Annotated in this window: 22 protein-coding genes; 7 read left to right on the forward strand and 15 right to left on the reverse strand. The window is 73.1% G+C overall.

What is annotated here, in order from left to right; all coding sequences use genetic code 11:
- Positions 1-34 precede the first annotated feature (34 nt).
- Positions 35-1,495 (reverse strand): amidohydrolase, encoded by a 1,461-nt coding sequence (locus tag ACXJKF_RS00550; RefSeq protein ID WP_456785793.1) that lies wholly within the window; start codon positions 1,493-1,495, stop codon positions 35-37.
- Between ACXJKF_RS00550 and ACXJKF_RS00555 the strand changes: the two genes are divergently transcribed.
- The gene (locus ACXJKF_RS00555) at positions 1,496-2,290 is read left to right on the forward strand and encodes a DNA/RNA non-specific endonuclease (protein ID WP_456785794.1); all 795 of its coding nucleotides are present in this window, start codon (positions 1,496-1,498) and stop codon (positions 2,288-2,290) included. It abuts the gene before it with no gap.
- Between the two features lie 986 nt (positions 2,291-3,276).
- Positions 3,277-3,759 carry a TM2 domain-containing protein gene (locus ACXJKF_RS00560; protein WP_456785795.1) on the forward strand — a complete coding sequence of 161 codons (483 nt, stop codon included), beginning with the start codon at positions 3,277-3,279 and terminating at the stop codon, positions 3,757-3,759.
- A gap of 254 nt (positions 3,760-4,013) precedes the next feature.
- On the opposite strand, the gene ACXJKF_RS00565 is transcribed toward ACXJKF_RS00560, so the two are convergent.
- The 6 genes from ACXJKF_RS00565 to ACXJKF_RS00590 all read right to left on the reverse strand — a co-directional run bounded on the left by ACXJKF_RS00565 (position 4,014) and on the right by ACXJKF_RS00590 (position 9,375).
- Positions 4,014-4,832 (reverse strand): ABC transporter ATP-binding protein, encoded by an 819-nt coding sequence (locus ACXJKF_RS00565; protein ID WP_456785796.1) that lies wholly within the window; start codon positions 4,830-4,832, stop codon positions 4,014-4,016.
- On the reverse strand, positions 4,829-5,857 hold the full coding sequence (locus tag ACXJKF_RS00570; RefSeq protein ID WP_456785797.1) for a FecCD family ABC transporter permease: 1,029 nt from the start codon (positions 5,855-5,857) through the stop codon (positions 4,829-4,831). Before ACXJKF_RS00570 ends, ACXJKF_RS00565 begins: the two co-directional genes overlap by 4 nt.
- Entirely contained in the window at positions 5,854-6,888 is a 1,035-nt protein-coding gene (locus ACXJKF_RS00575) for a FecCD family ABC transporter permease (RefSeq protein ID WP_456785798.1), read from the reverse strand. The genes ACXJKF_RS00570 and ACXJKF_RS00575 overlap by 4 nt, the downstream gene beginning before the upstream one ends.
- A gap of 19 nt (positions 6,889-6,907) precedes the next feature.
- A complete protein-coding gene (locus ACXJKF_RS00580; protein WP_456785799.1) occupies positions 6,908-7,921 on the reverse strand; it encodes an iron-siderophore ABC transporter substrate-binding protein in 1,014 nt (337 codons plus the stop codon).
- A gap of 143 nt (positions 7,922-8,064) precedes the next feature.
- Positions 8,065-8,949 carry a phosphoribosylaminoimidazolesuccinocarboxamide synthase gene (locus ACXJKF_RS00585; protein WP_456785800.1) on the reverse strand — a complete coding sequence of 295 codons (885 nt, stop codon included), beginning with the start codon at positions 8,947-8,949 and terminating at the stop codon, positions 8,065-8,067.
- 18 nt (positions 8,950-8,967) lie between these two features.
- Positions 8,968-9,375, reverse strand: coding sequence for a hypothetical protein (locus tag ACXJKF_RS00590; RefSeq protein WP_456785801.1), 408 nt, complete (start codon positions 9,373-9,375; stop codon positions 8,968-8,970).
- 18 nt (positions 9,376-9,393) lie between these two features.
- On the opposite strand from ACXJKF_RS00590, the gene ACXJKF_RS00595 reads away from it, so the two are divergent.
- On the forward strand, positions 9,394-9,903 hold the full coding sequence (locus ACXJKF_RS00595; RefSeq protein WP_456785802.1) for an AAA family ATPase: 510 nt from the start codon (positions 9,394-9,396) through the stop codon (positions 9,901-9,903).
- Here the strand turns inward: ACXJKF_RS00595 and purD are convergent.
- From purD to ACXJKF_RS00610, 3 genes are all read right to left on the reverse strand, one after another.
- Positions 9,900-11,204, reverse strand: coding sequence for a phosphoribosylamine--glycine ligase (gene purD / locus ACXJKF_RS00600; protein WP_456785803.1), 1,305 nt, complete (start codon positions 11,202-11,204; stop codon positions 9,900-9,902). The two genes, ACXJKF_RS00595 and purD, sit on opposite strands and share 4 nt — an antisense overlap.
- Before the next feature lie 11 nt (positions 11,205-11,215).
- Positions 11,216-13,081, reverse strand: a complete 1,866-nt coding sequence (locus tag ACXJKF_RS00605; protein WP_456785804.1) for a phosphoenolpyruvate carboxykinase (GTP) — start codon at positions 13,079-13,081, stop codon at positions 11,216-11,218.
- 105 nt (positions 13,082-13,186) lie between these two features.
- Positions 13,187-13,783, reverse strand: a complete 597-nt coding sequence (locus ACXJKF_RS00610; protein WP_456785805.1) for an ArsR family transcriptional regulator — start codon at positions 13,781-13,783, stop codon at positions 13,187-13,189.
- Positions 13,784-13,858: 75 nt separating this feature from the next.
- Here ACXJKF_RS00610 and ACXJKF_RS00615 point away from each other — a divergent pair, with 75 nt between their 5' ends.
- On the forward strand, positions 13,859-15,133 hold the full coding sequence (locus tag ACXJKF_RS00615; protein ID WP_456785806.1) for an MFS transporter: 1,275 nt from the start codon (positions 13,859-13,861) through the stop codon (positions 15,131-15,133).
- A gap of 10 nt (positions 15,134-15,143) precedes the next feature.
- Positions 15,144-15,725: a GNAT family N-acetyltransferase gene (locus ACXJKF_RS00620; RefSeq protein WP_456785807.1), complete on the forward strand. Its 582-nt coding sequence runs from the start codon at positions 15,144-15,146 to the stop codon at positions 15,723-15,725.
- Here the strand turns inward: ACXJKF_RS00620 and ACXJKF_RS00625 are convergent.
- Positions 15,718-17,004: an adenylosuccinate synthase gene (locus ACXJKF_RS00625; protein ID WP_456786013.1), complete on the reverse strand. Its 1,287-nt coding sequence runs from the start codon at positions 17,002-17,004 to the stop codon at positions 15,718-15,720. The genes ACXJKF_RS00620 and ACXJKF_RS00625 overlap by 8 nt on opposite strands.
- A gap of 124 nt (positions 17,005-17,128) precedes the next feature.
- Complete coding sequence (locus ACXJKF_RS00630; protein WP_456785808.1) at positions 17,129-17,557, reverse strand: DUF3151 domain-containing protein; 429 nt, start codon at positions 17,555-17,557, stop codon at positions 17,129-17,131.
- 99 nt (positions 17,558-17,656) lie between these two features.
- On the opposite strand from ACXJKF_RS00630, the gene ACXJKF_RS00635 reads away from it, so the two are divergent.
- Positions 17,657-18,028, forward strand: a complete 372-nt coding sequence (locus ACXJKF_RS00635) for an STAS domain-containing protein (RefSeq protein ID WP_456785809.1) — start codon at positions 17,657-17,659, stop codon at positions 18,026-18,028.
- Between the two features lie 10 nt (positions 18,029-18,038).
- Here the strand turns inward: ACXJKF_RS00635 and ACXJKF_RS00640 are convergent, their stop codons facing one another.
- Positions 18,039-20,141: a SpoIIE family protein phosphatase gene (locus tag ACXJKF_RS00640; RefSeq protein ID WP_456786014.1), complete on the reverse strand. Its 2,103-nt coding sequence runs from the start codon at positions 20,139-20,141 to the stop codon at positions 18,039-18,041.
- 85 nt (positions 20,142-20,226) lie between these two features.
- On the opposite strand from ACXJKF_RS00640, the gene ACXJKF_RS00645 reads away from it, so the two are divergent.
- Complete coding sequence (locus tag ACXJKF_RS00645; protein WP_307493786.1) at positions 20,227-20,646, forward strand: STAS domain-containing protein; 420 nt, start codon at positions 20,227-20,229, stop codon at positions 20,644-20,646.
- Between the two features lie 48 nt (positions 20,647-20,694).
- Here ACXJKF_RS00645 and fbaA read toward each other — a convergent pair whose 3' ends face one another.
- Together fbaA and ACXJKF_RS00655 are read right to left on the reverse strand one after the other, a co-directional pair.
- Positions 20,695-21,720 carry a class II fructose-bisphosphate aldolase gene (gene fbaA / locus ACXJKF_RS00650; RefSeq protein ID WP_456785810.1) on the reverse strand — a complete coding sequence of 342 codons (1,026 nt, stop codon included), beginning with the start codon at positions 21,718-21,720 and terminating at the stop codon, positions 20,695-20,697.
- 80 nt (positions 21,721-21,800) lie between these two features.
- Complete coding sequence (locus ACXJKF_RS00655; RefSeq protein ID WP_456785811.1) at positions 21,801-22,436, reverse strand: TrmH family RNA methyltransferase; 636 nt, start codon at positions 22,434-22,436, stop codon at positions 21,801-21,803.

Genomic DNA, 22,436 nt, shown 5'->3' on the forward strand with positions numbered 1-22,436 from the left:
CTCGTCGACACCCGGACCCCGGGCCGCCCGCGGATCAGAAGCCGCGGTGCGTCCAGCCGCCGGCCACCACCGTGCCCGCGACCGGCATCCCGCGCAGGGGTGCGGTGAGCGGGTCGGCGTCGAGGACGACGAGGTCCGCGGGCGCCCCGACCGTCACGGTGAGCCCGCGCCCGTCGACGGAGGACTCCAGCGCGACCCGACGGTCGATCGCCTGCTCGGGGTGCCAGGCCGGACGGCCGTCGCGGGACCGGGCGACCGCGGCGTCGGCGGCGACCCACGGGTCGAGGGGCGCGACGGGGGCGTCGGACCCGAGCGCGAGCCGGACGCCGGCGCGGTGCAGCGACCCGAAGGCGAACGCGCGGTCCGTGCGGCCGGGCCAGTAGCGGTCGGCGACGTCGCGGTCGTCCATGGCGTGCTCGGGCTGCACGCTGGCGATCACGCCCAGCGCCGCGAACCGCTCCACGTCCTCCCAGGACACCAGCTGCGCGTGCTCGATCGACCCGGCGGCACCGGACTCGGCGAAGGCGTCCAGGGCCAGGGCGTTCGCCGAGTCGCCGATCGCGTGGATCGCGCAGCGCAGACCGTGCCGGGTGGCGTGCGCCATGAGGGGTGCCAGCCGGGACGGGGGTACCGCGAGGACGCCGTGGGCGTTCGGGCCGGTCAGGCCGGCGTACGGGTCGTGGCAGTACGCCGTGCGGGTGTTGAGGGAGCCGTCGGTGATGACCTTCAGCGGACCCTGCGTCACCAGCCCGGCGACGGTGTCGCCGGTGTGCAGGTCCTCCCGGACGACGCGGTCGAGGAACTCCTCCCACACACCCGCACGCACCCGCAGCCGGGCGGGCCGGGAGGCCGCGCGACGACGCCAGACGGCGACGTTGTCGGCGATCTCCAGGTCGACGACGCCGACGACCCCGCGTGCGGCAGCGGCGGCGGACGCGTCGTCGACGAGGGCGTCCGCGACGTCGTCGGGCACGTGGTCGACGGCTCCCTGCAGCGGGAGCCACTCGGCCTCCCGCAGCAGACCGGTGGGGTGCGACCCGACACCGAGGAACCGCAGACCGGCGGTCGAGGCCCAGGCGCAGTGCAGGTCACCGGAGACGAGGACGACGGGCCGGTCGCCGACGACCGCGTCGAGCAGGGCGGCCGTCGGGACGTCGGGCCAGAGCCCGTCGCGGAACCCGAAGCCGACGAGGGCCGTCCCCGGCGGCGGCGCGGGTGCCGCGGCGACGAGCGACACGGCGTGCGCGGCGGACGTGGCCCCGGAGACGTCGAGCCGCCGCCGGGCCAGCGCCCACTGGGTCAGGTGCACGTGCGCGTCCCACAGCCCGGGCATCACCCACCGGCCGTCGAGCCGCACCTGCGGTGCGTCGGCGTCGAGCCCGGGCCCGACGGCTGCGACCCGGCCGTCGCGGAGCAGGACGTCGACGGGCCCGTCGACGTCCACCAGGCGAGCATCGCGCAGCAGGACGTCACGGGTGGTCGGTACGGTCCGCATGTGAGCACCGTAGAGCCCGGATACGACCCCGCGTTCCTTGGACCGCTGGTGCCGCTCCCGGTACCCGCGCAGACCGTCCGGGACCTCCCGTCGACGCACTTCACCGTGCTGCTCGACCCTGCGCGCCGGCTGGCTGCGGCGACGGCCGTGAACATCGACGGCGCGCAGCTGGTGAACCTGGAGCGCGGTGACGACTGGCACCTCGACCCGCGCGTACCCGTCGACGAGCAGGCCGGCCCGGAGCTGTACGCACGCAACGACCTCGACCGCGGGCACCTGGTGCGCCGTCGGGACCCCGTCTGGGGAGACCTGGTGACGGCCCGGAAGGCCAACTTCGACACGTTCGCGTACCCGAACGCCGCGCCGCAGGCGTCCGCGTTCAACCAGGGCGAGCTGCTCTGGGTGGGCCTCGAGGACCACGTGCTCGAGTACGCCCGGGACCACGGGCACCGGGTCTCGGTGCTCACCGGACCGGTCCTCGCCGACGACGACCCGGTCTACCGCGGCATCCAGATCCCCCGGATGTTCTGGAAGGTCGCGGCGTGGGCGTCGGCGGGAGACCTGCGCGCGGCCGCGTTCGTGCTGGACCAGACGCCCTTCGTCCGCACCCTGCAGGTGGAGGTGCCGGACCTCGGCCCGTTCCGCACGTTCCAGGTGCCGGTCGCGGACGTCGAGGCGCTCACGGGGATCGACCTCGGCCCGCTGGTCGATGCCGACGTGCTCGCCCCGGTCGGCGCCCTCGCGGACCGCGAGCGCTGGCTGCCGCTGACCGCCCTGGCGCAGGTCCGGCTCTAGTTGAGGTGCCGAGCGCGCACCACGGCTTTGGCGGTAAGCGCCGCGGGCTCGGCCCGCGTTGCCGAGCTCGAATGCTGTGCGCCCGACTCCCCGCCACCCATGAAACGCAAGCGGGTCGAAGCCCTGGAGCATGTCGCCCGCGACGAACACGGTCGTTGGCAGGCGCGATGGCGTCGTTGCAAGGGCTTGGTGTTCGGCTACATCTAGGAGGAAGAAGGACGTCCTCACCGTGATCGAACTCATCTCCGAGGGCTTCCCGTGCCAGAACAAGCGCAACGTCGTCGGGTGATGCGCAACATCGGCAGCCTCAAGCCAGATGGTTGTCGTTGCGGAGGTGTGAGCACGCAGGTCAAAGCGATGTCGCGACAGCTCGGTACTCCTAGAGAATGTGCCGCACGTACCTGCACGACGCCTCGAACGCCCTGGTCAGGAGGTCTCCGACCCAGCGGAGCGCGACGCAGTTCCAAGTGCGGACCCACAACGCCTGATCTGTTGTGGGCCGGAACACCTACCGTTGAGCGTGCCGCCGGGATCCGCTCGGCGACCGCTTCATTGGCGTTTCGCTTTCAACGGGAGGTGGGGCCTTTGGCCGCTCATCTTGGACCGCGCTGCACGGGTTGCGGCATGAAGGTGCCGGGCATGCCAATGGCCGAACGACGGGCGACCTTAATCAGGGTGATCGCGTCCGTCGTGTCGGCCACGGCGTCGGTGCTGAACTTGTGGTTCGGACCTCTTACTTGAGCTGAGGTCTCATCGGGTGGGTCGTCGGTTGCCGCCGGCGGCCCACCCCCTATTGGAGATCAACAATAGGTCAACGGTCCGGCGAGCGTCACGCGGTCGAATGTGTGTTGCGTGCTCGCCACCGTGCATCTCAATCCCCCGACCAAGGTCGCGATGCGGCCCGGCCGTCGTAGGTGAACTGGCGCTCGTGGTTGAGCGACGATGACCAGGGCATTCAGGCCGGCTGGCTCACTACGCTGTCCGCCATGGGCAGTACACCCGACGACGCGACGGTTCCGCCCGAACCACCTCCGTCCGAGGTGGTGCCGTCCAGCCCTCCGGTCGCGCCGCCCGTCCCGCTCGTGCCGCCACCGCCCAAGCACTCGCCGCGCGAACTTGAACCGGCAACACCACCGGCGCCGGTCATCCCGTTGTACGTCCCGGCGTGGATGGACCCCACCGCGCCGTACGGGCGCGACCGGTTCACCGGCGAGCCCTTGTCCGATAAATCCAAGGCGGTAGCCGGGTTGCTTCAGATCTTCCTCGGCTCGGTTGGCGCAGGCCGCTGGTACACGGGCCACACCGGTATCGCGTCAGCCCAGCTCGCGTTGCTCGCCGTCGGGATCGGGACCGCCTGGCTCCTCATCGGGTTCCTTTTCATCGCCGCCGCCGGCGCGTGGAGCTTCATCGATGGGATCGTCCTCCTCGCCGGCAACTCCCGGGACGCACGCGGCCTGAAACTGCGCTAGCCGCTCGACAATGTGGTCCGCGCCGGTGCGCAGCGTCGATGACGATCACAAAAGGCCACCGTCCGTGGCAGCACTGCAAGGTCGGATACTTCAGAACCGCGCCCTCGCCACGACCGGGCGTACGGCTGGCCTACGAGTCCGAGGAGGGCTGCACCGCCGGCCTCGCACCATGGCCCTCGAGCTCCACAACACTGACCGCCACGCCGTCGTTGCGCCCCGACAGACCGACCGTCACCAACGTGAATGCCGAGGACCTAGCGGGCGTGCCGTACGTGCGCGTCGCGGCGGGCCGGCACGACCATCGGCGTCCCGGTCTCCGGGTCCGGCACGACGCGGCAGGCGAGCCCGAAGACCTCTCGCACCAGCGGCTCGGTCACGACGTCGGCCGGTGGACCCTCGGCGACGACGACCCCGGCCTTCATCGCGACGAGGTGGGTGGCGTACCGGGCGGCCTGGTTCAGGTCGTGCAGGACCGCGACGAGCGTGCGGCCCTCCTCGTGCAGCCGGGCGCACAGGTCCATGACCTCGAACTGGTGCGCGATGTCGAGGAAGGTCGTCGGCTCGTCGAGGAGCAGCAGGTCGGTCTCCTGCGCGAGGGCCATGGCGAGCCAGACGCGCTGCCGCTGACCGCCGGACAGCTCGGCGACGTAGCGGTCGCGCAGGTCGGTGACCTCGGTGGCGTCGAGGGCGTCCGCGACGGCCCGGGCGTCCGCCGCGGACCACTGCCGCAGCAGCCCCTGGTGCGGGTACCGGCCGCGGGCGACGAGGTCTCCGACGGTGATGGACTCCGGCGCGATCGGGCTCTGCGGCAGGAGCGCGAGCCGGCGGGCCACGTCCTTGCTCCGCATGGCCGAGATCGGGGCGCCGTCCAGGAGCACCCGGCCGGCGCGCGGCTTGAGGGTGCGGCCGAGCGCCCGCAGGAGCGTCGACTTGCCGCAGCCGTTGGGGCCGATGATCACGGTGAAGGACGCGCGCGGGATCTGCACGGACAGGTCCTGGGCGACGACGAACTGGTCGTAGGCGAGGGTCAGGCCCTCGGCCTCCAGCGGCGGACCGTTCACAGGGCTGCTCACAGTGCGCTCCTCCTCCACTCGCGGACCAGCAGGAACGCGAGGTACACGCCGCCGAGCGCGGCGGTGACGACACCCACGGGGTAGACGACGCCCGGCACGGCGTACTGGGCGAGCAGGTCCGCGACGACGAGCACCGCGGCGCCGCAGCACGCGGCGGCGACCATACCCGGTCCTGTGGACCGGGTCAGCCGACGGGCGATCTGCGGGGCGGTCAGCGCGACGAACGCGATGGGCCCGCTCACGGTGACGGCCGCCGCGGTGAGCAGCACACCGACGACAACCGCCCACGTCCGCACCCGGTCCGCGTGGACGCCGACCGCGACGGCGACCTCGTCGCCCATCTCGACCAGCTGCATCGGTCGGGTCAGGGTCAGCGCCACCGGCAGCAGCACGACGAGCGCGACCACGATGAGGACCACGTCCGACCACGCCCGCGCCGCGAGGCTGCCGTTGAGGTACGCCGCCACGACCTGTGCGTCCTCGCGGGTGGCACGCGCGAGGGCCAGCTGCACGAACGCCATCGACATCGCACCGACGGCGATGCCCACGACCACCATCCGCAGCGGCGCCCGGAACCCCGCCCCCGAACCCAGGTAGACCGCGCCGATCGCGATGCCGGCACCGACCAGCGCGCCGACGGGGGTCGGCACGACGCCCGGCCACACCAGCCCGGCCGCCGCCGCACCCGCCGCCGCACCCGCGCCGAGGCCGATCACGTCAGGGCTGCCCAGCGGGTTGCGGGTGACGGACTGGAACATCGCTCCCGACACGGCGAACGCCGCACCCGCCGCCGCCCCGACGAGCAGCCGCGGCAGGCGGCTGGTCCACAGCACCCACTCCTGCGCGCGTGACCCGTTGCCGGCGACGACCCCGGGCAGCTCGGCCAGCGGGATGCCCAGCTGCCCCGCGGAGAGCGTGACGACCATGGTGACCAGGGTGACCGCCAGCGCGACGACACAGACGACGACCGGCCGCCGCCGCCAGCGCACGGCAACGGCAGGACCGAGCGTCAGCACCGCCGTCACAGCCCCACCCGCCCTCGGCGGACGGCCATGATCAGGAACGGCGCTCCGACGAACGCCGTGACGGCGCCGACGGGGAGCTCACCGGGCCGGGCGACGACCCGCCCGACGACGTCGGCGGCAAGCAGCAGGACCGGGCCGAGCACGAGGCAGTACGGCAGGAGCCATCGGTGGTCGGAGCCCGTGAAGGAGCGCACGACGTGCGGCACCGCGAGCCCGACGAAGGCGATGGGGCCGACGGCGGCGACGGCCGCGGCGCAGAGCAGGGTCGCGCCGGCGGCACCGAGCAGCCGGGTCCGGCCGGCGCGCAGCCCGAGGGAGGTCGCGGCCTCGTCCCCGAGCGCGAGGGCGTTGAGCGGCCGCGCGAGCAGCAGGCACAGGACCAGCCCCACGACGACGAAGGGCAGCACGGCGTCGACGGTCGACGGCGGCCGCCCGGCGAGCGAGCCGACCACCCACGCGCGGTAGGTGTCGAACACCGTCGGGTTGGCCAGGGTGATGGCCTCGACGAGCGCGATCAGCACCGCGGAGACGGCCGCACCGGCCAGGACGAGCCGCACGGGGGTCGCCCGTCGGCCCCCGGACCCGATGAGATACACGGCGGCCGCGGCGAGCAGCGCCCCGGGCACCGCGGCCCAGACGGTCCGGCCCGCTACCCCGCCGAGGACCGCAGCGGTGACCACGAGCGACGCCGACGCGCCCGCGTTGACGCCCAGCAGCCCCGGGTCGCCGAGCGGGTTGCGCGTCAGACCCTGGATGACGACGCCCGCCACGGCGAGCGCGGCACCCACGAGCAGCCCGAGCTGCGTGCGCGGCACCCGCGACGCGACCACCGTGGACGCGTACGACCCGTCGGGGTCACGCCACGCCGACCACACGTCGGCCAGCGGCAGCGGCTTGGCCCCGACGGCGATGCTCAGCCCGACGACGAGCACGAGGAGCACGAGCGCGGCGAGCAGCCCGAGGCCGAGCACGAGCGCGCGCGAGCCCCGCACGCGCGTGGCGTGCGGGGCTCGGGCGACGGCGGTGGTCACGGCGCGAGGTGAAGGACGGTCAGCCCTGGACCTTCGCTGCGCCGGCCGTGATGAGCGGGACGTACTCGTCGATCGCCCACGGCACGCTGAGCGGCGTGGCCACCGAGACGGCCATGCCCAGCTGCGGGTCGAGCATCGGGACGTAGGCGCCGGACGCGAACGCCGGGATCTGGGCCCAGAGCGGCTGGGCCTCGGTCGCGGCCTGCTCGTCGGCGCTGTTGAACCACGTGAAGAGCAGCTCGGCGTCGTTCAGCTGGTCGGCGTTCTCGAGGCCGAGCGTGCTGACGAACGTCCCCGGCGATGCCGAGAGCGTCGAGACGGACGGGGCGAGCGAGAGGCCGAGACCGGTCAGGAGCTCGACGCGCGAGTCGCCGGCCAGGTACACCGACAGGGCGCCCGGCTGGTCTCCGCCGTACACGTAGGCGAACGTCAGCCCGGACAGCTCGGGGTTGTCGGCCGCGGCGGTCTCGATGGCGGCCTGGCGCTCCGCGAGCAGCGCGTCGGCCTTCTCGGGGACACCCAGCGCCTCGGCGGCGATGGTCACCTGGTCCTCGAGCGAGGTCTGCCACGGCTCACCGGGGTAGGCGACGACGGGAACGAACGCGGAGAGCTGGTCGAACACGTCCTGCTCCAGGCCCGACTGCGGGGCCAGCACCAGGTCGGGCTCCAGCGCGATGATCGCGTCGACGTCCAGCTCCGGGTACATCGCGATGGTCTCCGGCAGCTCGGCGCCCTCGTCCTCGACCGCCTCGCGGAACCACGGCTGGTACCCGTCGGCGTCGCCGCCCCAGGTGTCCTCCTCGATGCCGACCGGCACGGTGCCCAGCGAGAACGCGATGTCCGCGGCGCCCCAGCCGAGGGTCACGACGCGCTCGGGCTTCGCCTCGATCTGCGCGGTCCCGAGGGTCGAGTCGATCGACAACGGGAAGATGTCGTCCGACGCCGTCGGGGCGGGCGCGCTGGCCTCGGGCTCGTCGGCCGTGCCGGCGCACGCGGTCAGGGTGAGGGCGGCGACGGCGGTGGCGGCTGCCACGGCTGCCGCACGACGGGCGATGCGCACGGGGGTGCTCTCATTCGTTCGGGGGACTGCCACCTCGACGAAGCGGGCGGCGCCGGAATGAGGCAAGCCTAACCTCTCCTCGTACCCCTCCCAGGGGGTCCGGGATGAGCGACGCGTCACACCGCCAGCGGCGTCCCCGTCAGTCGCTCGTAGGCGTCGAGGTACCGCTCCCGGGTGCGCTCGACCACGTCGGCGGGCAGGCTCGGCGGCGGTGAGTCGCTCGCCCGGTCCCAGCCGGACGCCGATGACGTGAGCCAGTCACGGACGAACTGCTTGTCGAAGCTGGCCTGCGCGCGGCCGGGCTGCCACAGGTCCGCCGGCCAGAACCGCGACGAGTCGGGGGTCAGCACCTCGTCCCCCAGGGTGATCGCGCCCGTCGTCGGGTCGGTGCCGAACTCCAGCTTGGTGTCCGCCAGGATCACGCCCCGCTCGCGCGCGATCGCCTCCGCCCGGGCGTACACCGCCAGCGTCAGCTCCCGCAGCGACGACGCGGCCTCGGCGCCGACCGTCCCGACGACGGTCTCGAACGGCACGTTCTCGTCGTGGTCCCCGAGCTCGGCCTTGGTGGCCGGCGTGAAGATCGGCTCGGGCAGCCGTGAGCCGTCCACCAGCCCGGCGGGCAGCGCGAGGCCGGTCACCGAGCCGGACACCCGGTACTCGGCGAGCCCCGACCCCGTGAGGTAGCCGCGCGCGACGCACTCGACGGGGAACATGTCCAGGCGACGGCAGACCATCGCGCGGCCGGCGACCTCGGCCGGGACGTCCGTCGACACCACGTGGTTGGGCACCAGGTCCGCCAGCTGCTCGAACCACCACAGGCTCAGCTGCGTCAGCACGACGCCCTTGCCGGGGATGCCCGGGTCGAGGACGTGGTCGTACGCGGAGACCCGGTCGCTCGCGACGACGAGGACGACGTCCCCCTGCGAGGGATCGGTCGGCGCGTACAGGTCACGGACCTTGCCGGAGTAGGTGTGCGTCCAGCCGGGGATCTGCGCAGTCACGGGAGCCAGTGTGCCGGATCAGACGAGGTCGTCCCCGCCCTCGAGGCCTTCGGGGATGGGCAGTCCCACCAGCCGGACCAGCCGCTCGACGGTCTCCTCGACGAACGTGTCCTCGGGCTCGTCCACGTGCTCCTCGGCGAGCAGCCGCCGCACGTGCTTGGCCTCGACGTCCACCGCACCGACCAGCAGCGCCCACTCGGCGAACGCCTCCGCCTCGGCCGCCAGGTCGACGGGGTCGCTCTCCGCCGGGTCGTCGAAGAAGTCGCGCGGCTGGAAGCCCAGGTAGAACCGGCCCAGCCCGTCGGGCGCCGGGCGGTAGTCGACGGTCGCGATGTCACCGTCCTGCACCGAGATGGTCAGGCTGGGGGTCACGGCGACGTCGCCGCCCCAGGTGCCGTCGCCGTACGCGAACGTGGTGGTGGCCATCCCGCGATGATGGCACCCATGACCGAGAATTCCCTGCTGGTCGTGCTCGGCGGGCTGCCCGGCACCGGCAAGACCACCCTGGCTCGCGCCCTCGCCCGCGAGCTCCGGGCCGTGCACGTGCGGATCGACACCCTCGAGCAGGCGATCGTGCAGTCGTCGCTGGCCGTGCCGGACGCGCAGGAGGCCGGCTACGCCGCCGGGGCGCGTGTGGCCCTGGACAACCTGCGGCTCGGGCTGCCGGTCGTCGCGGACTGCGTGAACCCGGTGCGGGCCAGCCAGGACGGCTGGCGGTGGGTGGCCGACGAGGCCGGTGCGCGGCTGGTCGAGGTGCTCGTGGTCTGCTCCGACCCGGCCGAGCACCGGCGGCGGGTGGAGGAGCGCGTCGCCGACATCCCCGGGCACCGGCAGCCGACGTGGCCCGACGTGAGCGCGCTGCGCCTCGACCCGTGGCCGGAGGCGACCGTGCTGGACTCCGCCGGGAAGCCGACCGGCCGCCTGGTGGCCGAGGTGCGCGCCCTGACGGGCTAGACGAGCGGCAGGTCCGCCACCGCCGCGGCGATGTCCGAGCGGTGGTGCGAGAACGGCAGCTCGATCTGCTGCACGCCCGAGTAGGCGGCGGCGCGGGCGGCGTGCAGGTCGGGTCCGACGCCGACGACCGACAGCACGCGACCGCCCGCGGAGACGAGGTGCGCGCCGTCGATCGCGTCGTCGTCGTCGGCTGCCGCGTTGAGCCGCAGGGCCGTGCCGGCGTGCAGGACGTGCACCCCGGGCAGCGCGTCGGCGTCCTCGGTCCCCGTGATCGGGTCACCGGACCGGACGGCACCGGGGTACCCGCCCGAGGCGATGACGACGGTCACCGCCGCGTCGTCGCGCCAGCGCAGCGGCGGCAGCGTGCCGAGCGTCCCGGTCGCGGAGGCGAGCAGCACGGCCGCCAGCGGGGTCTCCAGCCGGGCCAGCACGACCTGCGTCTCCGGGTCCCCGAACCGGGCGTTGAACTCGACGACCTTCAGCCCGGCCGTCGTGAGCGCGAGCCCGACGTAGAGGACGCCGGAGAAGGGGGTGCCACGCCGTGCCATCTCGGCGATCGTCGGGCGCGCGACGCGCTCGACCACCTCGTCGACCAGGTCCGCGGGCGCCCACGGCAGCGGCGAGTACGCGCCCATCCCGCCGGTGTTGGGGCCCTCGTCACCGTCGTGCGCGCGCTTGAAGTCCTGCGCAGGGACGAGCGGCACCACGTCGATGCCGTCGGACAGGACGAAGAGCGAGATCTCCGGACCGTCGAGGTAGTCCTCGATGACGACGCGGCCGTCGGGCTTGGCCAGGCACGCCTGCGCGTGGGCCAGCGCCTCGGCGCGGTCGTGCGTCACGACGACGCCCTTGCCCGCGGCGAGCCCGTCGTCCTTGACGACGTAGGGGGCGCCGAACGCGTCGAGCCCGGCGGCGGCCTCCTCGACCGTCGTGGCCACCCGCGGCTCGGCGGTCGGCACGCCCGCCGCGGCCATGACCTCCTTGGCGAACGCCTTGGAGCCCTCGAGCCGGGCGCCCGCGGCGGACGGGCCGAAGGCGGGGATCCCGACGGCCCGGACCGCGTCGGCGACGCCGGCGACCAGGGGCGCCTCGGGCCCGACGACGACGAGGTCGACAGCCAGCGAGGTGGCCAGCGCCGCGACCGCCGACCCGTCCAGCTGGTCGACGGAGTGCAGCGTCGCGAGCGACCCGATGCCGGGGTTGCCGGGGGCCGCGTGCAGGGCGGTCACCGCCGGGTCGAGGGACAGCGCGCGCACCAGCGCGTGCTCACGGGCACCGGTGCCGATGACGAGGATCTTCACGGGCCGGGAGCCTACCGGCCTGCCTCCGCGGCGTGCAGACGGGTCCGCAGCGCATCCAGCTCGTCGACCATCGCGAGCGGCAGCCGGTCGCCGAACCGGTCGAAGAACTCCTCGGTCAGGTCGCACTCCGCCAGCCACGCCGCGGGGTCGACCGCGAGCAGCTCCTCCAGCGCGCTGGTCGGCAGGTTCAGCCCGTCCAGGTTCAGCTCCCCCTCCGCGGGCAGCACGCCGAGCGGCGAGTCGGTCCCCTCCACCGACCCGTCGAGCCGCTGCAGCGCCCAGGCCAGCACCCGGGCGTTCTCCCCGAACCCCGGCCAGAGGTAGGAGCCGTCGGCGCCCTTGCGGAACCAGTTGACGCCGAAGATCGCGGGCAGCGGGATGCCGCGGGCGGACAGCTGCGCGCCGAGCCGGAGCCAGTGGCCCCAGTGGTCGGCCATGTTGTAGCCGCAGAACGGCAGCATGGCGAAGGGGTCGCGACGCAGGGTGCCGACGGGCCCCTCGGCGGCGGCGGTCTGCTCGGACGCGATCGTCGCGCCGAGGAACACCCCGTGCGCCCAGTCCCGGGCCTGCGCGACCAGCGGCACGTTCGTGGCGCGGCGGCCTCCGAACCAGATGGCGTCGATCGGCACGCCCTCGGGTGAGTCCCACTGGTCGGCGATGGTCGGGCACTGGTCGGCGGCGACCGTGAACCGGCTGTTCGGGTGGGCGGCGGGCGTCTCGGACGCGGGGGTCCAGTCGTCGCCGCGCCAGTCCGTCAGGTGGTCCGGCGGGGTGTCGGTCAGGCCCTCCCACCACACGTCGCCGTCGTCGGTGAGCGCGACGTTGGTGAAGATGACGTCGTGCGACAGCGTCGCGATGGCGGCGGGGTTGGTGGCCTCGCCGGTGCCGGGGGCGACGCCGAAGAAGCCGGCCTCGGGGTTGATCGCCCGCAGCCGCCCGTCGGTGCCCGGACCGCCCGGGCGCAGCCACGCGATGTCGTCGCCGATCGTCTCGACCGTCCAGCCCGGGATGGTCGGCCGGAGCATCGCGAGGTTCGTCTTCCCGCACGCCGACGGGAACGCGGCCGCGACGTGCGACACCCGCCCGGCCGGCGACGTCACGCGCAGCACCAGCATGTGCTCCGCGAGCCAGCCCTCGTCGCGCGCCATCACGGACGCGATCCGCAGCGCGAAGCACTTCTTGCCGAGCAGCGCGTTGCCGCCGTAGCCCGAGCCGTACGACCAGATCTCCCGCGTCTCGGGGAAGTGCGCGATGTACTTCGTCTCGTTGCACGGCCACGGGACGTCGGCCTCACCGGGCTCGAGGGGCGCTCCGACGGAGTGGACCGCCGGGACGAAGTCGCCGTCGGTGCCCAGCAGGTCGAGGACGGCGGTGCCGACCCGGGTCATCACGCGCATGCTCACGACGACGTACGGCGAGTCGGTCACCTGGACGCCCAGCTGCGAGATCGGTCCGCCGAGCGGGCCCATCGAGAACGGGACGACGTACATGGTCCGGCCGCGCATCGACCCCGCGAAAACGCCCGCGAGCTCGGCGCGCATGACGTGGGGCTCGCGCCAGTGGTTGGTCGGACCGGCGTCGTCGGGGTCGACCGAGCAGATGAAGGTGCGGTCCTCGACGCGGGCGACGTCGGACGGGTCGGAGCGTGCGAGGTAGGAGCCGGGCCGCAGCTCCTCGTTCAGCCGGAGGAGCGTGCCCGCGTCGACCATGCCCTCGACCAGCGCGGACGCCTGCTCCGGGGAGCCGTCGACCCAGACGACGTCGTCCGGCTCCGTGAGCGCCGCGACCGCGCCGACCCACGAGTGCAGCGCGCGGTGCCGGTGCACGCCGGGTGCAGCGGGCACGGTGAGGAGCGGGAAGTGCTCGACGAGCGTCATGACGACCTCCGGGAAAGGATCCAGTCCTTCCACCGTGAACCTCTTCGCCCGCGGATTCCATCACCTCAGACGTGAAACAACCGCGATTCTTTCGATCTGCACAACTCAGGCGTCATCGTCGCGCGGCAGCGGGAGCGCGTCGACGTAGATCCGCACGCGACGGCGCCCCTCGATCTCCCCCGCCGCCTTGCGCGCCTTGGCCGCCTTGACCGCGCCGTCGACGACCTCCTGGACCGCGAGCACGACCTGCTGCATCTCCTCGACGGTCAGGTCGGCCGTCGAGGAGTCGTTGAGCGACGCGGCCTCCCACTCCGGGGTGTCGCCCGTGGACAGCCACCGCTGCAGGACCTTCGCCCGCTCGGCGACGACCCCCTGGAGCAGCGCCCTCGCGGCGTCCGCGGTCCGCGGGTCCCGGAGCATGTCGCGGCCGTCGACGCTGTACCCGACCGCGCGCCACCACCGGTCCCGGCCGCGCTCGTGGGCGGGGTCATCCTCGACGAACCCGTGCTTCTCCAGCTGGCGCAGGTGGTAGCTGGTCTGCCCGCTGCTCTCCCCCAGGTGCCGGCCGAGCTGGCTGGCGGTGGCCGACCCGTGCTCCGACAGGTAGTCGTACATCGCCATCCGCAACGGGTGCGCCAGCGCCTTGAGCTCCTCCGGGCCGATGGCACGGGCCCGGAACGGGAGGGGGTTGCTCTCGGTCATTCGCAGAGATACCTTTGCAGAGTTGTCTTTGCAGAGTTTTCTCTTCGATCGTACCGTCTCGGACCGGAGTTCCCCATGAGCGAGCGCGAACCCCTCGGCCGGCGTTTCGCCGCACACCTGACGGCGACCGGGATGGCCAACCTCGGCGACGGCATCGTGCAGACCGGCGTCCCGCTGTACGCCCTGACGCTCACCCGCTCCCCCAGCCAGATCGCGCTGCTCACCGCCGCGGCCTGGCTGCCCTGGCTCGTGCTCGGGCTCGCTGCCGGGGTCGTCGTCGACCGGCGCGACCGCAAGTACACGCAGGTCGTCGGGCTCGCCGCCCGCGCCCTGCTGCTCGGGGTCGCGGTCTGGCTGGTCGCCGCCGGGCACATGACGATGACCACGCTCACCGTGGTCGTGCTGCTCTACGGCGTGACCGACGTGTTCGTCGACCTCGCAGGCTCCGCACTGGTGCCCGACCTCGTGCCGCGCTCCCGCCTCGACGCAGCCAACGGCCGGACCCTGGCCGCGCAGCAGGTCATGTCCGCGTTCGTCGGCGGACCGGTCGCGGGCGCCCTGCTCGCCCTCGGTGCGGGCTGGGTGCTCGGCGTGCCGGCGGGCCTCGGCGTCGCCGCGCTGCTCCTCGTCGTCACGCGCATCCCCGGCACGTACAAGCACGCCGCCCCGCAGAAGCGTCGCGCCACCACCGAGGTCCGCGAGGGTGTCGCGTTCCTCGTCCGGCACCCCGTCCTGCGCCCGCTGCTGGTGGCCGGCAGCGTCATGAACATGGCCAACACCGGCTACTTCGCGGTGTTCGTGCTCTGGATGGTCGGCCCCGGGTCGCGCGTCGGCCTCACCCCCGCGCAGTACCCGCTGGTGATCGCAGGGCTGGCCGTGGGCGCGGTCCTGGGCTCGCTCGCCGCGGAGCCGCTCGGCCGCCGCATCCCGGAGGTCCGCCTGCTGCTGGGCTGCTGGACCCTGAACACCCTGCTGCTCCTGGTCCCCGTGCTGGTGCCGACGGTGCCCGCGATCGCCGTCGCCGTGTTCTTCCTCGGCTTCCTCAACACCAACGGCAACGTCATCTCGCAGTCGATGCGCCAGCGGATGGTCGCGCCCGGCATGCTCGGTCGCGTCGGCGGTGCGAGCCGCACCCTCGCCTACGGGCTCATGCCGGTCGGCGCACTGCTCGGCGGCCTCGTCGCGGAGCAGTGGGGCCTGCCGGCCGTGTTCGTCGGCGCCACCGTACTGTGCCTCGCCGCCATCGCGTACCCCGTCGCGGTCGTCCGGCAGCACATGGTGGCCGAGCTCGAGCTGCCCCCGGTGCCAGTGGACGAGACCGTGCTGACGGCGACCGTCGGGTCACGGTAGAACTGGCCCCGTGCCCCGACTGACGTCGCCCGCGATCACTCCCGGAACCCTGCGCAGCCTGACCCAGCCGGAGCTCGACGCCGGCCGTCTGCGGCTCCGCCCGTGGCGCGCCGACGACGCCGCCGCGGTGGTCACGGCCTACACCGACCCCGACATCCGGCGGTGGCACACCCGATCCATGGACCTGGACGAGGCCACCGCCTGGACGACGTCGTGGGTGGGCCGCTGGCAGGACGAGACCGGGGCCGGCTGGGCCCTCGAGCGCGACGGCGAGGTCGTCGGGCAGATCAGCCTGCGGTCGATGGCGCACGGCGACGGACGCTCGGACATCTCCTACTGGGTCGTGCCGGAGGCGCGCGGGCGCGGGGTCGCGACGACCGCGCTGCGCACCCTGAGCGCCTGGGCGTTCGACACGCTCGGGCTGCACCGGATCGAGGTCGACCACTCGGTCGACAACCTCGCGTCGTGCCGGGTGGCCACGGGCGCCGGCTTCCGGCTGGAGGGCACCAAGCGGGGCGACGCCCTGCACACGGACGGCTGGCACGACATGCACCTGCACGCCCGCGTGCACGGGGACGGACCGATCAGCTGAGCAGCTCGTGCCGGACGATCGTGGCCTCGCGGCCGGGTCCGACGCCGATCGAGGAGATGCGGGCGCCCGAGATCTCCTCCAGCCGCAGCAGGTAGCGCTGCGCGGCGGCGGGCAGGTCGTCGAACTCCCGGGCCCCCGAGATGTCCTCGGACCAGCCGTCGAGGTACTCGTAGACCGGCGTCGCGTGGTGGAAGTCCGACTGGTCGTACGGCATCTCGTCGAACCGGCGGCCCTTGACGTCGTAGGCGACGGCGACAGGGATCTTGTCCCGCCCCGTCAGCACGTCGAGCTTGGTGACCACCAGGTCCGTGAGCCCGTTGACGCGGCTGGCGTACCGGACCACGACGGCGTCGTACCAGCCGGTGCGGCGCGGGCGGCCCGTGGTCGTGCCGAACTCGCCGCCCGTCTGGCGCAGCCACTCGCCGTCGTCGTCGAGCAGCTCCGTGGGGAACGGGCCCTCGCCGACGCGCGTCGTGTACGCCTTGGCGACGGCGACCACGCGGTCGATCCTCGTCGGCCCCACGCCCGAGCCCGTGCACGCACCGCCGGCCGTGGCCGACGAGGACGTGACGAACGGGTAGGTGCCGTGGTCGACGTCGAGCATGGTGGCCTGGCCGGCCTCGAAGACGAGCGTCTTGCCGTCGTCCAGCGCGGTGTTCAGCAGCAGCGGGGTGTCGGCGACGAACGGGTGCAGGCGCTCGGCGTGGCGCAGCAGGTCGTCCACCGTCTCGTCGACCGTGATGGCCCGGCGGTTGTAGACCTTCACCAGCAGGTGGTTCTTCTGGTCGAGGGCGCCCTCGACCTTCTCCCGCAGGATCTTCTCGTCGAACAGGTCCTGGATGCGGATGCCGACGCGGTTGATCTTGTCGGAGTACGCGGGGCCGATGCCGCGGCCGGTGGTGCCGATGCGGCGCTTGCCCAGGAAGCGCTCGGTGACCTTGTCGAGCGTGCGGTTGTACGGGGCGATCACGTGCGCAGCCGAGGAGACCTTGAGGGCGGAGGTGTCCACGCCGCGCGCCTCGAGCGCGTCGATCTCCTCGAACAGCACCTCGATGTCCACGACGACGCCGTTGCCGATGACCGGGACGACGCCGGGCGACAGGATCCCGGAGGGGAGCAGGTGCAGGGCGTACTTCTCGCCACCGATCACGACCGTGTGGCCCGCGTTGTTCCCGCCGTTGAACTTCACGACGTAGTCGGTCCGCGAGCCGAGCTGGTCGGTCGCCTTGCCCTTGCCCTCATCGCCCCACTGAGCTCCGAGCACCACGACGGCCGGCATCCAGATCACCACTCTCCCTGCCTACGGTGCGGACCCGGGTCCCGAACGTAGGCCGGGGGCCGTGCACCGGGCGGCAGTGACCCAGTACTCCCAGAGGGTACCGGATCGTCAAGAGATGGTCATGTCACCGCAGGTTCGCGACCTCTTCGACGGAGGTGCCGCTGTCGGCGAGGAACGTCTCGCACCGTGTCGCCTCCTCGGACTCGCCGATGGCCTCCGCGGCCTCCGAGAGTGCGAGCAGCGACCGCAGGAACCCCTGGTTGGGCGCGTGGTCCGCGGGGATCGGGCCGCGACCGTGCCAGCCCGCCCGGCGCAGCGCGTCGAGACCGCGGTGGTAGCCCGTCCGGGCGTACGCGTAGGCGGCCACGGGGTCACCGTCGTCGGAGAGGGCGCTCTCCGCCAGCAGCGCCCAGAGGATCGACGCCGCCGGTGCCGCCGAGACTGCCTCGCGCGGGGTGGAGCCGCTGCTCAGCGCCGCGCGGGCGTCGGCGTCCGGGCCGTCGGTGGGCAGCAGTGTGGGCGCAGGTCCGTCCAGCAGGTTCTCGTGGCTCATGGCCCCCAGTGTGCACGCCCCTGGGAGCGCGACTACAGTCGTCCCGCCGACCTGGACCACTGTTCGGTGTGCACCTCCCCCCCTCCAGACAGGGTGCCCATGATCGAGATCTCGACGTCCTCGACGACGACGACGCTGACCGTCGCCGGAGACCTGGACCTGGCCGAGCGCGACCAGTTCCCGGAGATCGCCGCACGCGTCGTGGGACTGCGTCGTCAGCTCGTGGTCATCGACATGTGCCGAGTGACCTTCATGGACTCGACGGGTGCGGCGTTCCTCATCTCGCTGGCGGACGCCGGCCGCAAGCGTGGCGGCGCCACGGTGCTGCGCGGTGCGGACGCCCGCGACCTGTTCGTCATCGAGATCTGCGGTGCCCTCGACCTGTTCCGCATCGACGCGGACCACCGGTGCGAGTCGAGCGTCGAGCAGTCGGACTTCCGTCGTCCCGACGGCGCCTCCGCTCCCGCCTAGCGACTCCCGCCTAGCGACCGCCGGCGGGCAGCGACCCCGGGCGCACCTTCGCCCACACCAGCTTTCCGCCGCGCGACTGCCGCCAGCCCCAGTCCGCCAGCCGCTCCACGATCTGCATGCCGAAGCCCCCCACCCGCCCGGGGTGCCCGTCGGTGGTGACCGGCGGTGCGGGGTTGGCGTCCTCGACCTCGATGCGCAGGCCGTCCCCCGTGTCGTAGAGCTGCAACGACACGTGCCCGAACCCGTGCAGCACGGCGTTGGCCACCAGCTCGGACACCACCAGCTCGGCGTTCGCCGCGTCCTCGATCCCCCACGCCTGACAGGTCCGCACCACCGCGTGCCGCGCCCGCCCGATGGACGCCGCCTCGCTCGGCAGCGACCAGCGGCGCCGGCGAGGGCTGCGGGTGCGACCGGACGTGTCCAGCGGCGACGGCACGCGCACGACCACGACGGCGACGTCGTCCTCGGGGTGGTCCGCGAGCCGGGACAGCAGCTCCTCGCCGACCCCGGCCGCGTCCCGTGCGGTGACCCCGGCGGCGACCGCGGACAGGGCGGCGAGACCGTCGCGCAGGCCGCGGTCGCGCCGCTCGATGAGACCGTCGGTGTAGTAGACGAGGACGTCGCCGGCCTCGAGGTCAACCGTGCCGGTGCCCCGCGGCACGCCGCCGAAGCCGATCAGCGGGCCGCCGGCCGCGTCGAGCTGGGTGACGCCGCCCGCCCGGACCAGGAGCGCCGGCAGGTGCCCCGCACGCGAGTACTCCAGCCGCCACCGGTCGTCGGCGCGCGTCAGCGTGGACAGGACCAGACCGGCCGGGCGCGGTACCCGCATGCCGGCGATGAGCTGGTCCACCCGCTCCAGCACGGGGCCGGGCGTCGTGATGTCGAACATGTACGAGCGGACCACCGAGCGCAGCTGGCCCATCGACGCGGCCGCCTCGACGTCATGGCCGACGACGTCCCCGATGACCACGCCGACCACGTCGGGGCCGACCTGCAGGACGTCGTACCAGTCACCGCCCACCTGGGCGTTCTCCGAGTTCGGCGCGTAGTACGTCCACACGTCCAGGCCGTCGACCTCGGCCTGCTCGGGGAGCATCGCCCGCTGCAGCGTCTCGGCCAGCCGGTGCTCACGGTCGTAGAGGCGCGCGTTGTCGATGACCAGGCCGACGCGGCGGGCCGTCAGGTCCAGGACGGTGCGGACGGACGGCTCCAGGCCGTGCAGACCGTGGCCGTCCTGCGCGTGCACGACGAGCACCCCCAGGACCCGGCGGCGACCGGGCAGCGGGAAGACGAGGACCCTGCGCCCCTCCTCGACGTCGAGCTCGGCGTCGGCCTGCTGGGCGAGCCACGCCGACGCGCTCCCGGGCGCGTACGACCCGTCGAGCGCCAGCTCCACCGGCCGGTCGGTCTCGGCGTCCAGGAGCTGCTGGACGGCGTCGGGCCCCGCGTCCGGCACCGTCTGCCCCTCCCCGTGCCGCGAGCCCTTGCCGGTCGGCGGGCGCCCCGCGTCGATCCCGTCGGCCACCCGCAGACCGCCGTCGTTGAGGTAGAACGCGGCCCAGCCGACGACCGCCCGCCGCAGGATCGTCGCGATCTCGCGCAGCGCGTGCGGGTCGTCGACGTCCATCAGCAGGTCCGAGACCTGGGCGATGAGCCCGAGGCTGCGCCGCTCGCGGCGTTCCGACTCCACCATCGCCGCCTGCTCGGCGTCGTGCGTGAGCTGCTCGGTCAGGTCCTGGAGCGCGGCGACCCAGTGGGTGGGCGGACCGTCGTCGCCGTCGCGGACCGGGGAGAGGTGCACACGGCATGCGAGCTGGGAGCCGTCGGCACGGCGCAGGACGATGGTGTGGGCGACCTCACGTCCGGCGCGCAGCTCGTCCTGGAGCCGGGCCAGATCGCGGTCGGCGTCCGCCTCGATCGCCTCCTGACGGCGTCGCGCCTCCACGACGTCGAAGCCCGTGACCCGCTCGAACGCCTCGTTCACCCAGATCACAGGCAGGTTCGTCGTCGCCGCATCCAGCAGGGCCATCGGCACGGAAGTCGAGCTGAGGGCCCGGTCACGCACGTCGGCGAGGGCCCGATCGGGAAGGGGTGTGGCGTGGGAGTTGACCACCACCACCTCCGATCGTCTAGCGTTCCGAACAGGCAAGTCGTCGAGAAGCGGCGCGGGCCTGCCGGAAGAAGCTGAAAGGAGCGCCGTGCGCGACGGTAACAGCACGATCCCCGACGGGCCTGCGGACGTCTCGCAGGCCGACCAGGGTGCAGGGATCGTCGGTGAGCCGGGGGCGGTCCAGGTCATCGTGGGGACCGACGCCACACGCATCGTGCTCTCGGGCGAGGTCGACGCCGACCTCGGTCCGGAGCTGCAGGAGGCGACGGCGGAGGCCGAGCAGGTGGGCCTGCCCATCGAGGTGGACGCCCACCACGTGACGTTCATGGACTCGTCCGGTGTGGCGTTCCTCGCCCGGCTGTCCATCCGGTCCCAGCACCGCGTCCGTCTCCTGCGGGTGCCGCCCACCGTGCGGTTCCTGCTCGAGGTCACGCGGATCGGTGAGCTCCTGGACGTCGTCGAGGGGGACGAGTCCGAGTTCCAACCGGTCGGAGACAGCACCAGCTGACACGCGAAAGGCCCCCGGGTGACCGGGGGCCTTTCGTTCGTCCGAGGGTCAGGCGCCGAGCGTGTGCCCGGCCGAGCGGAGCTGGCGCGAGGCCTCCGCGATGCGCTGGGCCATGCCGGCCTCGGCGAGCTTGCCCCAGGCGCGCGGGTCGTAGGCCTTCTTGTTGCCCACCTCGCCGTCGACCTTGAGCACGCCGTCGTAGTTGCGGAAGAAGTGGTCCGCCACCGGCCGGCTGAACGCGTACTGCGTGTCCGTGTCGATGTTCATCTTGATGACGCCGTTGTCCACGGCCTCGGCGATCTCGGCCTCGGTCGAGCCGGAGCCACCGTGGAACACCAGGTCGAACGGGTTCTCCTTGCCGATGGCCTCGCCGACGGCCTTCTGGATCTCCGCGAGGATCGACGGACGCAGCTTGACCGCACCCGGCTTGTAGACGCCGTGCACGTTGCCGAACGTGAGGGCCGTCAGGTAGCGGCCCTTCTCGCCCGCACCGAGCGCCTTGACCGTGGCCAGGCCGTCCTCGACGGTCGTGTACAGCTTGTCGTTGATCTCGGCCGTGTGGCCGTCCTCCTCGCCACCGACGACTCCGACCTCGATCTCGAGGATCGTGCGGGCGGCGACGCTGAGCTCGAGGAGCTCCTCGGCGATGATCAGGTTCTCGTCCAGCGGGACCGACGAGCCGTCCCACATGTGCGACTGGAACGTGGGGAGCTTGCCGGCCTTGACCTGCTCGATCTCGAGCGCGAGCAGCGGCCGCACCCAGGAGTCGAGGTTCTGCTTGGCGCAGTGGTCGGTGTGCAGCGCGACGGTGACGGGGTAGCCCTTGGCCACCTCGGCCGCGTACGCCGCGAGGGCGAGCGAGCCGGCGATGCGGTCCTTGACGGTCGAGCCGGCCGCGTACTCGGCGCCGCCGACGGAGACCTGGATGATGCCGTCGGACTCCGCCTCGGCGAAGCCCTGCAGTGCGGCGGTGACGCTCTGGGACGACGTGACGTTCACGGCCGGGTAGGCGAACTTGCCCGCCTTCGCCCGGTCGATCATCTCGGCGTAGACCTCGGGGGTGGCGATGGCCATCTGCAGCATCTCCTGCGCGTAGAGGGAGGGGGTATCGCATCGATTCTGGCACGGCCGCGCAGCGCGACGCCCGGGACGTTCTACCCCTGGACACCCGGAGAGGCGTGCCTGCTGATCCAGGCGTGCATCGCGATCGCCGCCGCCGCGCCCGCGTTGATCGAGCGGGTCGAGCCGAACTGGGCGATGTGCAGGACGTCGACGGCGGCGTCGCGGGCGGCGTCCGACAGCCCGACGGACTCCTGCCCGAACAGCAGGACGCACGCGCGCGGCAGGGGGTAGCCCTCCAGGGCCACGGAGCCGGGCAGGTTGTCGACGCCGAGCACCGGCAGGTCCTGCTCGGCCGCCCAGGAGACCAGGTCCTCGACGCCCGCGTGGTGGCGCACGTGCTGGTAGCGGTCGGTGACCATGGCGCCGCGACGGTTCCAGCGACGGTTGCCCACGATGTGCACCTCGGCCGCCAGGAACGCGTTCGCGGTCCGGACGACCGAGCCGATGTTCAGGTCGTGCGCCCAGTTCTCGACGGCCACGTGGAACGGGTGCCGGCGGGTGTCCAGGTCCGCGACGATCGCCTCGACCGTCCAGTAGCGGTAGGCGTCGACGACGTTGCGCCGGTCCCCGTGGGCCAGCAGGTCCGGGTCGTACCGCTGGCCCGTCGGCCACTCGCCCGTCCACGGGCCGACCCCGACCTCCGCGCGCTCCTCGTCCACGGGCGCCAC

The sequence above is a fragment of the Cellulomonas sp. P5_C5 genome, from assembly GCF_054049655.1.